We start from the raw sequence: 11,781 nt of genomic DNA on the forward strand, positions 1-11,781 counted from the left end.
GGTTCATTCACCAGCTCGTGCCCCTCTGATTCCGGCCTGCACGGGGACGGCCGCTTCGGGGCCTGACCTGCACCAATGTGCAACTCAGTTGTCATGCGAGGCAGAAGGGCGGGGCCGGGCAGGTGGGTTGATCAGTCAGCGAGGTCTTGATCACTACCGAGCCTGCTGATTAGCTGGCCGGCATGTCTGATCTCGGATCCGTCGCCTGGCCACCTCCCCCGATCAGGACCGAGAGGCTCGTGCTCCGTGAGTCCGAGGCCCGGGACCGTGCGGCGTTCATCGAGCTGCTCGCCTCGCCGGAGGTGCACACCTACCTCGGCGGTCCCCGGCCGCGTGACGCGCTTGAGCGCGAGACGCCTGAGGTGCCCGAGCGGTGGCCCGGGAGTTTCGTCGTTGATCTCGACGGGTCGATGATCGGCCAGATCCTGCTCAGGAGAGCAACCGGGCACCGTCGCCCGGCTGCCGTGGGGAAGGCCGATCTCGGATACATGTTCCTGCCGCGGACATGGGGATTCGGGTACGCTGCCGAGGCGTGCGCAGTGGCACTCGGCTGGCTCGCTGACGCGCTTCCCGGCGAGCCGGTGGTGCTCACCACCCAGACCGCCAACGTCCGCTCGATGCGCCTCGCGGCGAAACTGGGGTTCACCGAAGTGGAGCGGTTCGAGGCATGGGGCGCCGAGCAGTGGCTCGGCACGTGGTCCCCGGTCACGCTGTCCGACTGAGCTCGTGCTCGGCGGTGTGCATGATGATCAAGATGTGGGGCGAGGGGATCTTTCTGATGAGCGGTGGTCGGTGCTGGAGTCGTTGCTGCCTGCGGTGGGCACAAGTCGCAGGTGGCCTAGCTGTCGGCGGCTGATAGACGGTGTGCGTTGGCGGGTTCGGACCGGAGTTCCGTGGCGGGACCTGCCGTTCGAGTACGGACCGTGGCAGACGGTGTATGGACTGTTCCGGAGATGGCAGCGTCGGGGTGTCTGGACCCGACTGCTGACGTTGTTGCAAGCGAGAGCTGATGCGGCCGGGCTGATCTTCTGGGAGGCCAATGTCGACTCCACCATCTGCCGGGCACACCAGCATGCTGCCGGTGCCCGCCGACGCAGTGCTGTGCCGGAGGAACCGCCAGGCGGAGTCAGCGCCGAACCTGAAGACCGTGGACTGGGCAGGTCGCGAGGCGGGTTCACCACGAAGATTCATCTCGCGTGTGAGCAGGGACAGAAGCCGTTGTCGCTGCTGATCATCGCCGCGCAGCGCGGCGACAGTCCGCAGTTCGAGCCGGTCCTGAACGCGATCGGGGTACCCCGGCCTGGAGCCGGTCGGCCGAGAAGCCGCCCGCTGCGGGTGCGAGGCGATAAGGCGTACTCTTCACGCGCGAATCGCGCCTACCTGCGCAGACGTGGCATCAGGTGCACGATTCCTGAGCCGGCCGATCAGGTCCGCGACCGCAGGCGCCGCGGACGTGGCGATGGCCGTCCGCCCTTCTCCGACCAGGATGACTACAAGGCCCGGCACGCGGTCGAATGCGGGATCAGCCGTCTCAAGCAGCACCGGGCCGTGGCGACCCGGTTGGACAAACTTGCCGTTCGGTTCGAGGCGACGGTTCAGGTCGCGGCGATTGGGCCTGGACCACTTCGAAGGCCGGTCCTGGCCCGGCTGGCACCACCACGTCACCCTCGTGACCGCCGCCCACGCCTTCCTCACCAACAGCGACTGGCCCCAAAAGTGCCAGGACCGGTCTCACCCTCTACCAAGTCCTCGACACCCTCCAGAACACCCTGAGGTGCTGGACCGGCGGCGGTCATCGCCGCCCCGCTCAGGCTCGGGGCCGCTTGCTGTGGATTCGCAAGATGGCCGACGCCGGGATCGAGCCGGGCAGCTACCCCGTCGACATCGCCCACCGCAAAGGATCCGGACTCACCGCCCGGCAGACGCATTCGACCATCACGGTGGCGGGGTCCGGCTCGTACCGCGCCCGGGCATCCGGATCGTCCGCGAGGAACACCACCACGGTGGCGGCGGCCGGCGCCTCCGCCGTCGTACTGGCACTCGCGGGATTCGCCGTCGCCAGGCGCCGGCGCAGCAGGACACAGCCGTAGCCCGGCCACGGCCGTGACTGTCGGACGGAAGGTCAAGGAGTTGCAGACCGTGGATCGCACAACGGGCCGGGGGTTGCGATGTCGCAAAGGTGGAGCGGGTCTTCGCGGATGTGGCGGCCAAGTGCGCGCCTGCCGACGGGCCGGGGACCGTCGGCGGTGTCCCTGTGAGAAGGAAGCGAGCACGGCCTGCCTGCGATTCCGCAAGGCTGCCGTGCTCGCTTCGTGTAGGCGCTCAGAGAGGCCGGTTGCTCGTCAGCTCCAGGGAGAGGCGGTGAGCCAGCTGGTGTCCTGGGCCCATGACGTCGTGGAGTCCCAGGTGTTGGTGCCGCCGTTGCTGGCTATGTAGGCCGTGAAGTTGTAGTGGCGGATGTACTTCGTCGGGAAGTTGAACGACTGGAACGACTTGCCGACCCCGCTGTTGCCGGTGGTGGGGCAGAAGGTGGCGTCCTGCGCGAACGAACTAGCCCCGTTGTCGATGTTCAGATAGAGCTGGTAGTTGAAGTGGCGCAGGAACTGGCCGGGCTTGTTGGCGGACTCGAAGGACAGGCAGGAGCTGTTGGCGAGGCCGTTGCGGACGATCCAGGTGGCGTCGGCCTTGTCGGTGGCCGGGCTGGCGGAGTTGATGCTGGAGATGACGACCTTGGTGTCGGCGTCGTTGTGGCGCAGGTAGTGCGAGGTGCAGCAGGGGGCGGTGGTGGCCTGCAGGGAGATCCGGGAGCCGGGGGTCAGTGAACCGGTGCTGGTCGAGCCGCTGTTGTAGCCGGCCGCGGTGATGTTGGCCTGTACGGCGTTCTCGGTGGCGTCGGAGGGATAGCCCGAGGTCATGACGCCTTCGTAGAAGGTGCCTTGGCCGGTGTTGCTGTTGTCACCGCCGATGCCGAGGATGATCGCGCCCTGCTTCTTCATCGGGTTGTAGCCGGTGTCGTTGGGGCGTACGCCGTTGTAGAAGGTGGACAGGCCGCCCGACTGGGCGTCGCCGCCGCGGATGGCCCACTGGTTGGGGCCGCCCTTGAGCATGGCGGTCAGGAACCGGTTGTTGATGCTGGGGTCGCCCGCGTTGAATCCACGGTTCACGCCGGAGAACAGGCCGTTCTCCAGGTCGGCCATGACCCAGGGGCCGTTGCCGCTGCCCCAGCCCCAGCCCTTGCTGTTGCCGAAGTAGAGGGCCTCCATGGTGCCGTTGCCGTCGTCGTTGCCGGTCGTCTCGGCGTTGCCGTAGTCGAAGCAGCAGCCGCCGTTGAAGTGCGTGCCGTCGAAGATCGCGTACATGCCCTCCGGCTGGTCGCCGGTGGCGATGCCGTTGGTGTTGTTGTTGCGGTAGCCGGTGCCGGGGGCCACGTAGACGCCGTACGCCTTGTGACCGCCGACGGTGACCGGCGCCTCGAAGGCGTTGGCCAGGTTGTCGTTCCCGCCCGCCGCCGGCCCGGGCCAGTGGCCCCTGAGCGCCTGGGTGAGGTTGTTGCCCTTGGGGGACTGGTCGTAGATGACGGTGATGACGCAGCTGGTGTTCGCGCAGAAGGAGTCCTGCGCGGCGGCGTCGGCGTATCCGCCGGCGCTCAGCAGGCCGATGTCCTTGGTCGAGTTGTCGGAGGCACGCTTGACCTGGTACAGCGGGCCGTTGTACGCCCCGTACAGGGCGCGGGTGGTGCTGTGCGCGGCGACGCAGGGGGTGTTGCCCGCGGCGTAGATGTCGCACGGCCCCTGGGTGGCGGCCTGCGAGGTGGTGGCCGTGGCGGTGAGCAGACCGGCGGCGAGCGCGGCGGTGGCACCGGCCGCGAGCAGCGCGCGTCTGACGCCGCGTATCCACGGTGGCTTGATCATGAAGAGCTCCTTCAGAGGGTGTGGTGTGATGCGTCGACGCACCCTCGGTGTCCGGTGGTGCGGACGGCGCGGGTTGCCTCGACGCTGCCGGGCCCGGTGCCGGAGTCGGCTCTCTTCGGCACCGGGCCTGGTGCTGGTTGCTCGTCGGCTCCAGGGGAGGCGGCGAGTCGGTCGGTGTCCTGGGCCCACGACGTCGGGTGGTCCCAGGCGCATGTCCGGCAGCGGATCTGCCCGTGCGCGGACATCAGCTGGGCTTCGCAGACCCGGGCGCCGCCGGTGTACTCCGGGAAGTGCTGCCGCTCGCCCCCCCCTGGCGGACCAGGGCCGGCAGCAGTCGCATCCCGGTGTCGTCAGCGCGTCCCACATCCCTGTCGACGTGGGGTCAGCTCGTCACACGGAAGGTGGCGTCGCCGCGTCCCGTCGCCGTGGTGATCGGGTCGAGGCGCAGCTCGTAGGCGTAGTGGCGGATGTAGCGGTCTGGGTAGTTGTACGACTGGAACGACGACCAGCCGGCGTCGGCGAGGCCGGCGACCTTGCGGAAGGTGGCGTCCGCGGCGAACTGGGTGGTGCCGTCGTTGTGGGCGAGCTGGAAGTCGAAGTTGAAGTGGCGCAGGAAGTAGCCGGGGTGGTTCACCGACTCGAAGGAGACGGTGCCGGTGCCCGCCAGGCCGGGGCGCAGCCGGAACTGGGCGTCCTCGGCGGGGCTCACGTTGGGATCGATGCGCACGTCGAAGTTGGTCTGGCGCACGTACCGGTCCTGGAAGTTGTACGACTGGAGCCGCTGGGCGGGGGTGTTGGGCCAGCGGGCGAGGACGCGGCTCTCCTCGGCGGCGGTCAGGTTCATGATCCAGCCGTGGCGCTTCTTCGTGCCGCCCATGTTGTAGCTTCCCGAAGCCTGCCTCTGGTAGGAGGCGGGATTGGACGGGTCGGTCGTCAGGACCGGCATGTAGCCGCCGCCGGAGGCGTACTGGTCGAGGTAGAGGGCCCACTTGTTGGTGCCGTTGAACTTCATCCACATCGGGCCCTCGACCATCGACCCGGTCAGGCCGATGCCGGAGAGGTCGCCGAGCCGGGTCCAGGTTCCGAGGATGGAGTTGCTGCCCTCGAGGGTGATCTGGCCGTCACCGGAGGCCCGCACGTAGCGGTAGTTGCCCACTCCGGCCGGCGTCTCGATGATCTGGGTGTCGATGATCTCCTGCGTGCCGGGTCGCTCGATGTAGGTCTGCGGGGTGGTGATGGTGCGGAAGTCGCTGGTGTGGGCGTAGTAGATGCGGTGCTTCGTCTTGCCGTCGAGGGGCACGTTGGTCGCCCAGTACAGGACGTAGTCGTTGGTCTCGCGGTCGAAGATCGCCTCGGGCGCCCAGGCGTTGCGTCCGTCGGGGATGGCGCCGGCGACGTTGAGCAGCCACGGCTGCGACCAGGTGACCAGGTCCGTCGACTCCCACACCACCAGGTTGCGGCTGCCGTTGTTGATGGCGGCGTTCCAGTCCTGCCCGCAACCGATGCACAGGTCGGTCGCGATGATCCAGTACTTGCTGCCGTCGAGGGATCTCACGAATGCGGGGTCGCGCACCCCCTTCGTGCCGACCGTGGAGCGCAGGACCATCCCGCTGCCGTTGAGGTCGTTCCAGTGCAGGCCGTCCGTGCTGTGCGAGAGGTACATCTGCTGGTTGGTCGCCCCCTCACCGGTGAAGTGCACCATCAGGTAACCGGGATCGGCTGCGTCGGCCCGTTGGGGTGTGGTCAGGGCCTGGCCGGCGAAGAGGAGGCATGCGGCGAGCAATATCACCGTCAGCCGGGCGCGGAGCGCGGACATGTGGATCTCCTGTCTTCGTGCAGGTGCCACCGTCGGGAGAGGGGAAGAGCGGGGTGGCGGGGGAGCTCGTCTCGGTGGGGGGTGGGACAGGACGGTTACCGCACGATCCGGAAGGGGGGCGGATCCGGGCAACGGTGTGTCTCCCGGGGTGCGGTGCGTATCGCCGTGGTGATGGCGGCCCCGGGCACGGGAGCCGGTGTGTCTGTGGTGTGACGGCGTTTTCGGCGCCCACGAAGTGCTTCATTCGTGCGCGGCTTCGGCCTCCTTTCTCAGAGGGCTCCTGTTCTCAGAGGGCTCCTGTTGTCTGTGGTCCGGCAGGGCGGTGGCGGCCTTCGGAATGCTGCGATATCAGCGGCAGTGACCGAGTTGCCGACCCAGTCAATCGAGAGCCGACCGGCCGTGTAGTGCGACATATCGAACAACGTTCGTAGAATCGGGCAGACATTAAGTGGGGGAATCGGCATGCGTCAATACATCCGACAACCCATGGACCTTTCGCGGCGGGCGTCGACCAACTCGCCGGATGCTTCTTTGACCAAAGCGTTGACGGGGGCGAGCGCAGGACTTATGTTCTGGCCGAATTCACGAACGGCGTTCGAAATACCGGAAGTTGAGTGGACGGTTTCTCTGCGCCGCCCGCACCAGAGGGAGTACTCCGTGAGGCCTGCGCTCACCCGTCGATCGGTCCTCGGCTTGATCGCCGGCTCGGCCGCCGCCACCGTCACCGGTGTCTCGGCCGGCACCGCCCACGCCGCCGTGCCCACGTCCCCCGGTGTGACGTACACGAACACCATCGCCGAGCAGCGGGCCGACCCGCACATCTACCGGCACGCCGACGGCTTCTACTACTTCACCGCCACGGTTCCGGCGTACGACCGGATCGTGCTGCGCCGTGCCACCACGATCCAGGGGCTGTCCTCGGCCGCCGAGACGACGATCTGGACCAAGCACGCCGGCGGTGCGATGGGCGCACACATCTGGGCCCCGGAGATCCACTTCATCGACGGCAAGTGGTACATCTACTTCGCCGCCGGTGATGCCAACGACATCTGGCACATCCGGCCCTACGTCCTGCAATGCACCGCCGCGAACCCGATCACGGGGAGCTGGACGGAGAAGGGGCGCATCGCGCTGCCGCTCGACACCTTCTCCCTGGATGCGACGACCTTCGCCGTGAACGGCACCCGCTACCTCGCCTGGGCCCAGAACGACCCGGCCGTCGGCCCCGGCACCAACATCTACCTGGCGCAGATGTCCAGCCCCTGGACCATCACCGGCACACCGGTCATGATCAGCAGGCCGACCGCCGCGTGGGAGACCGCCGGAGGCGAGACGGTCAACGAGGGCCCGGCCGTGATCCAGCGGGGCGGCAAGGTCTTCCTGACCTTCTCGGCCAGTGCCACCGACGCCAACTACTGCATGGGCATGCTGACCGCGTCCGCCTCGGCCGACCTGCTGAGCGCCTCGTCGTGGGCCAAGAGCGCCGGCCCGGTCTTCGCCAGCAACGCCGCCACCAGCCAGTACGGCCCCGGGCACAACCAGTTCACGGTCTCCGAGGACGGCACGTCGGACATCCTCGTCTACCACGACCGCGGCTACAAGGACATCACCGGTTCCCCGCTCAACGACCCCAACCGCCGCACCCGCGTCCAGAAGATCTACTGGAAGGCCGACGGCACGCCCGACTTCGGCATCCCGGTCGCCGACGGTCTCACCCCGATCCGGCTCTCCTCCTACAACTTCCCCGACCGGTTCGTCCGGCACTGGGACTACCGCGCCAAGATCGAGGCGAACGTCTCACCGCTGGCCGACTCGCAGTTCCGGGTCGTCACCGGTCTGGCCGGCACGGGCACCGTCTCCCTGGAGTCGGCCAACTTCCCCGGCTACTTCCTGCGCCACAAGAACTACGAGGTGTGGGTGGAGAAGAACGACGGGACGGCACAGTTCGCGTCCGACGCCTCCTTCACCGCCCGGGCCGGCCTCGCAGACTCCGCCGCCGTCTCGTACGAGGCGTACAACCTCCCGGGCCGCTACATCCGCCACTACGACTACCTGCTGTACGTCCAGACCCTCAGCACGACGACCGACCGGGCCGACGCCACCTTCTACACCCAGTGAGCCACAGCGGCGACCGTTACCTCTCGGGAAGCTCCGGCGGACCCCGTCGGCGAGTCTCCCGGGAGGACGGACGCCGCATCAACGGGGAGTGGCCTCTCGCGCGGCCAGAAGGTCCGCGAGGGTGCCCGCGCCATCAGCGTCCACGCGCCGATAGCACTGCCACACAGCCGACCGCGTTCACGTCAAACCCCACTACTCCTACGGCATCCGCCAGACCGTGGACGTCGACGCCGTCTGGATCCCCGGTCACACCTCGTTCCACGGCTACGAACGCTGCATCCAGGGCAAGGGCCACACGGCCGGATTCGCCAACGAGTTCGGCAATCACTCCGGCCGTCAGGCCCGTGATCCGCCGGTTGCTGATGATCACTGCACGCGGCGCGTTCCCCACCACCCGACCATGATCAACCATCAAGGCCTCGACGTCTCACCGCCAACCGTGCACCAGCTCGTAAGGGAGTGTCCGCGTCGTTGCGATCGACTGCTGCGCGGATCTGATTGAGCCACTCTGCGCCCAGCCGCCGCCCGTTGGGGAGTTGGTCGCCTCGCTCCCAGCGCCACGTTGTGATCATCGCCAGCACGAGGATCCGGCACTCGCGCAGCAAGTCCTGGTCGATACCTGGATAGTGCTCGCCGACTTCTTCGGGCGCATGGGCGAGGTCGAATTCGACGGGCCCACGGCAACACGTCTCAAGATCTATGAACAGCAGCCCGTTCTTCGTGGTGAGTACGTTGCCCGGGTGCGGTTCGCCGTGCAGCAGCTGCTCGGCGCCGCCCCCGCGCTCGCCGATCGCTGCTCTCAGGCTTCGTAGCGTGTCGGCGAGCAGTTCCCGGTCCGCGTCGGCGAGCGCCGGAGTGCGGTCGCGGTTCGCCACGAGTTGTTGGGCCTGCTCGACTCGATCCGTGAAGTGCGGCGTCGGGACATCGAGCTCGCGCATGCCGGCATGCAGCCGCTCGAGGGCATTGGCGTAGTCGCCTGGCGAGACCTCTCGAGGTGTCACCGGTTCGTAGTAGGTCCATAGCGTGACCACGAAGCCGTCACGCTCATAGACGCGTGGCTCCACTCGAGACTCGAGAGCGGCCACAGGACACCCGGATGCGGCGAGCTGCTGAGCAAGCTCGACTTCGAACTGTGCGACCTGATGCGCCACAGGTGCCACCCGGGCCAGGACGTCACAAGGCAGCAGACGCAGAGTGAGCTTGTTCGAGTCATGAAGAACGATCGCGTCGTCGGTTGTCAGGCCAAGGGAGGAGGCGATCCACATGACCGCGGCCACCGCACGCGAGACCTCTGACGCCTGCATCGTCGCGTGGCCCCTCTCCCCCTATGGGCGCTGCCATGACTCCAAGTGATGCAGCCTGCGCACCATACCAAGTCGTCGATGGAGCGTAGCGGTGGCCCGACGGGCAGGGCACGTGGCGTAATTGTCGACACTTGTGGATCGGGCCGTAGGAATTGAGTTGCCGTGCCCGCATGGCAGGGGCGCCCAGGCGACGCTCAGTCACCGCCTTGGTGATGTGCCACTGCGAGTCGGTCGACTCCGGCCTGCTCGACACCACGCTTGAGAGCTTCGACCGCCACTTCGCGGTCAATGCGCGTGCCACCTGGCTGCTGATCCGCGAGTACGGCCGTCGCTTCCAGGGGACTGCGGGAACCGGACGCGTCATCAGCCTCACCAGTTACCACACCGTCGGCAACCTGCCCTACGGGGCGAGCAAGGGTGCACTCGACCGCATCACCCTGGCAGCCGCCCACGAACTCTCCCACCTCGGGATCACCGCCAACGTGATCAACCCGGGACCGGTGGACACGGGTTGGATGTCCGACGACATCCGGGAGCACGTACTGCGTCAGACGCCGCTGGGGCGTCTGGGCAGCCCGCAGGACACCGCTCAACTCGTGGAGTTCCTGTGCTCACCGCAGGGCCAGTGGATCAACGGGCAGCTGCTGAAGAGCAACGGCGGTTTCGTCGGCTGATCGGCCGACTCGACTACGTTTCAAAAGGCGCCCGCGCTCGCGCAGTACGCGCAGGGCTCCCTGGCTCCGCCGCGGTTGTCGGCGTCGACGCACGTTTCCGACGCGCGGATTGTCGTCCGGCTCCTCGCTCGCAATACAGGTCCACGAAGAGCCCGTTCTGCGGCTCGGTGACCATGCCGGCGACGGCGTTGTTGCGGCGGGCGACCAGGCTTCGGGCGAATTGCTCGGGTACGTAGCCGAGTTCGGTTACCGCCTGTCGGATGCGTTCGACGACCGCGGCCCGCACTCTGGGCCCGCCATCGATCACTTCCGGCTACAGCGGTGCCGATTCAGAGCTGGGGGCTTTTCAGGCTCCGTGGGGTGAGTTCGAAAGGCCGGTCCATGGCCGGGTGCGGAGGATCTCCTCCTCAGGCCGCCGCTGCCGCCCGCGACCACGACGCCGGCCGCGTCGTCGACGACGACGTAGCCCTCCAGCCCGTCCGCCCAGGCGCCTCGGGCTGCGTCGCGCCCGTGCCGAAGTGAAGCTTCTTGACTCCGCTCGCCGGATCACCGGACCGCTCAGGAGAAGTCCGCGGCGGTGATGCCGTCGGGGTGTCCAGGCGGCCACTCCACCAACTCGATGCGGTAGCCATCCGGGTCGGTGAGCCATGACGTCTTCGGGCCGCGAGGGCCGCCGGGGTACTCGACAGGTCCCGGGGCCAGGCCGGCGTCGGTCAGCCGCTTCAGGGTGGCGGTCAAGGTGTCCACCTGGATCGCGAGGTGGTCGAAACCGGTGCCCACGTCGACGCGTCCGCCGACGGGGCGGTGGACCAGTTCGAGCGAGGCCGCCGGTTCGCCGGGGAACTTGAGGATCACGAGGTGGCCCGCGTCGCCGCCCTGGACCCTGCCCAGCTCGACGTAGCCCAGGGCGGTGTAGAAACCGAGAGAGCGGTCCAGGTCGGTGACGCGGTAGGAGACGAAGAGTGTCTTCACGCGGCCTCCCCGGGTCGACGCACCCGGTAGCGCAGGTGCGTGACGTCTCGATCGTCGAGCCGACGGACGAGGTCGAGTTCGATGTGATCAGTGCCCAGGTGGTCGAACAGTCGTCGGCCGTCCCCGAGGAGGACCTGCACCAGGTGGATCTCCATCTCGTCGATGTGCCCGGCTCGCAGGAGCGCTTGGGCCGCGCCCGCCCCATGGACCATGACCGGCCGGTCCCCGGCGGCCGCGCGGGCCTGACGGGCGCAGTCCTCGACGTCGGTGACGAATCGCGCGTGGCCGGGTGGCACGTCCCCGTCATCCACGTGGTGGGTGAGGACGAAGATCGGCACACCGTCGTGATGGTCGCCCTGCCAACGCCCGGCGAGTTCGAAGGTCCGACGGCCGGAGATTACCGCGCCGGTCGCCAGCGCCTCGCGATAGACCTGTCCGCTGGGACCGTCGGACTCCCGGTCGTCGAGCCAGTTGAAAAGACGTCCACCGGCGCGTCCGAGCTCCTGGCCCGGTCGATCGTCCGGACCGGCGACGTAGCCGTCGAGCGACATCGACATGTACAGCCGAATCGGATTGCGCATTCTGGCCTCCCTCTCTCCTCCATGGCATGGGGATGCTCTGCTTCTCGCCCCTTCGGGAGGGCGGGAGCGTCAATGCGGAAGACTCCAGGCAGCAGGCAAACTCATCGCCCTGGCGAGGCGTGGATCCAGAGCAGTCGATCAGCTGCGGTAGGAGGCCGGGCTGACTCGACGAGCTTGAAGACCACGGCAAGCGCGGCGGTCGCACTGCACGAAATCACCCGACGACGGGCCGTGCCGGGCGAGCAGCGGAAGCAGCTCGCTGATCTTCGGAGACTTGCGACACGAGGGCGGCAGTATCGCTGAGGTGCACCACTTGCGTTCCCCGGTCGCCTCGTCCACGCGCTTGGCGTTGACAGGTCACCACCGCCGCCGGGATCGTCAAGGCGAAGGCCCCGCGTGACCCGG

At 67.8% G+C, this 11,781-nt stretch carries 8 protein-coding genes and 4 pseudogenes; 6 read left to right on the top strand and 6 right to left on the bottom strand.

Going from position 1 to position 11,781, the window contains the following annotated elements:
- Nucleotides 1–182 precede the first annotated feature (182 nt).
- The 4 genes and pseudogenes from B5557_RS02095 (at nt 183) to B5557_RS44075 (ending at nt 2,090) form a co-directional block, all read left to right on the top strand.
- Nucleotides 183–722, top strand: coding sequence for a GNAT family N-acetyltransferase (locus B5557_RS02095; protein ID WP_079657489.1), 540 nt, complete (start codon nt 183–185; stop codon nt 720–722).
- Between the two features lie 34 nt (nt 723–756).
- Nucleotides 757–1,611, top strand: a pseudogene (locus tag B5557_RS02100) (IS5 family transposase); the annotation flags it as partial.
- A pseudogene (locus B5557_RS42485) lies at nt 1,610–1,773 on the top strand (IS701 family transposase); the annotation flags it as partial. The pseudogenes B5557_RS02100 and B5557_RS42485, both read left to right, overlap by 2 nt.
- Before the next feature lie 68 nt (nt 1,774–1,841).
- A complete protein-coding gene (locus B5557_RS44075) occupies nt 1,842–2,090 on the top strand; it encodes a hypothetical protein (RefSeq protein WP_162499660.1) in 249 nt (82 codons plus the stop codon).
- Between the two features lie 252 nt (nt 2,091–2,342).
- Here the strand turns inward: B5557_RS44075 and B5557_RS02110 are convergent, their stop codons facing one another.
- Both B5557_RS02110 and B5557_RS02115 read right to left on the bottom strand, forming a co-directional pair.
- Nucleotides 2,343–3,911 carry an alpha-L-arabinofuranosidase B gene (locus B5557_RS02110; protein WP_079657491.1) on the bottom strand — a complete coding sequence of 523 codons (1,569 nt, stop codon included), beginning with the start codon at nt 3,909–3,911 and terminating at the stop codon, nt 2,343–2,345.
- Between the two features lie 382 nt (nt 3,912–4,293).
- Complete coding sequence (locus tag B5557_RS02115; protein WP_079657492.1) at nt 4,294–5,727, bottom strand: glycoside hydrolase family 43 protein; 1,434 nt, start codon at nt 5,725–5,727, stop codon at nt 4,294–4,296.
- 693 nt (nt 5,728–6,420) lie between these two features.
- Here B5557_RS02115 and B5557_RS02120 point away from each other — a divergent pair.
- Entirely contained in the window at nt 6,421–7,845 is a 1,425-nt protein-coding gene (locus B5557_RS02120; protein WP_079657493.1) for a family 43 glycosylhydrolase, read from the top strand.
- A gap of 404 nt (nt 7,846–8,249) precedes the next feature.
- On the opposite strand, the gene B5557_RS02125 is transcribed toward B5557_RS02120, so the two are convergent.
- On the bottom strand, nt 8,250–9,149 hold the full coding sequence (locus B5557_RS02125) for a phosphotransferase enzyme family protein (protein WP_079657494.1): 900 nt from the start codon (nt 9,147–9,149) through the stop codon (nt 8,250–8,252).
- 191 nt (nt 9,150–9,340) lie between these two features.
- Here B5557_RS02125 and B5557_RS02130 point away from each other — a divergent pair.
- Nucleotides 9,341–9,823, top strand: a pseudogene (locus B5557_RS02130) (SDR family oxidoreductase); the annotation flags it as partial.
- A 558-nt stretch (nt 9,824–10,381) separates the two neighbouring features.
- Here B5557_RS02130 and B5557_RS02140 read toward each other — a convergent pair.
- From B5557_RS02140 to B5557_RS44715, 3 genes and pseudogenes are all read right to left on the bottom strand, one after another.
- Nucleotides 10,382–10,795 (bottom strand): VOC family protein, encoded by a 414-nt coding sequence (locus B5557_RS02140; RefSeq protein ID WP_079657495.1) that lies wholly within the window; start codon nt 10,793–10,795, stop codon nt 10,382–10,384.
- On the bottom strand, nt 10,792–11,376 hold the full coding sequence (locus B5557_RS02145) for a dihydrofolate reductase family protein (protein ID WP_079657496.1): 585 nt from the start codon (nt 11,374–11,376) through the stop codon (nt 10,792–10,794). The genes B5557_RS02140 and B5557_RS02145 overlap by 4 nt, the downstream gene beginning before the upstream one ends.
- 207 nt (nt 11,377–11,583) lie before the next feature.
- Nucleotides 11,584–11,730 (bottom strand): annotated as a pseudogene (locus B5557_RS44715) (IS256 family transposase); the annotation flags it as partial.
- Nucleotides 11,731–11,781 lie beyond the last annotated feature (51 nt).

It is taken from the genome of Streptomyces sp. 3214.6 (genome assembly GCF_900129855.1).
In the GTDB taxonomy this organism is placed as follows: Bacteria; Actinomycetota; Actinomycetes; order Streptomycetales; family Streptomycetaceae; genus Streptomyces; species Streptomyces soliscabiei.

Excerpts from the sequence above, each read along its gene's own strand:
- B5557_RS02095 (WP_079657489.1), top strand. The coding sequence starts at position 183 with ATGTCTGATCTCGGATCCGTCGCCTGGCCACCTCCCCCGATCAGGACC.
- B5557_RS02145 (WP_079657496.1), bottom strand. The coding sequence starts at position 11,376 with ATGCGCAATCCGATTCGGCTGTACATGTCGATGTCGCTCGACGGCTAC.
- B5557_RS44075 (WP_162499660.1), top strand. The coding sequence starts at position 1,842 with ATGGCCGACGCCGGGATCGAGCCGGGCAGCTACCCCGTCGACATCGCC.
- B5557_RS02125 (WP_079657494.1), bottom strand. The coding sequence starts at position 9,149 with ATGCAGGCGTCAGAGGTCTCGCGTGCGGTGGCCGCGGTCATGTGGATC.
- B5557_RS02110 (WP_079657491.1), bottom strand. The coding sequence starts at position 3,911 with ATGATCAAGCCACCGTGGATACGCGGCGTCAGACGCGCGCTGCTCGCG.
- B5557_RS02115 (WP_079657492.1), bottom strand. The coding sequence starts at position 5,727 with ATGTCCGCGCTCCGCGCCCGGCTGACGGTGATATTGCTCGCCGCATGC.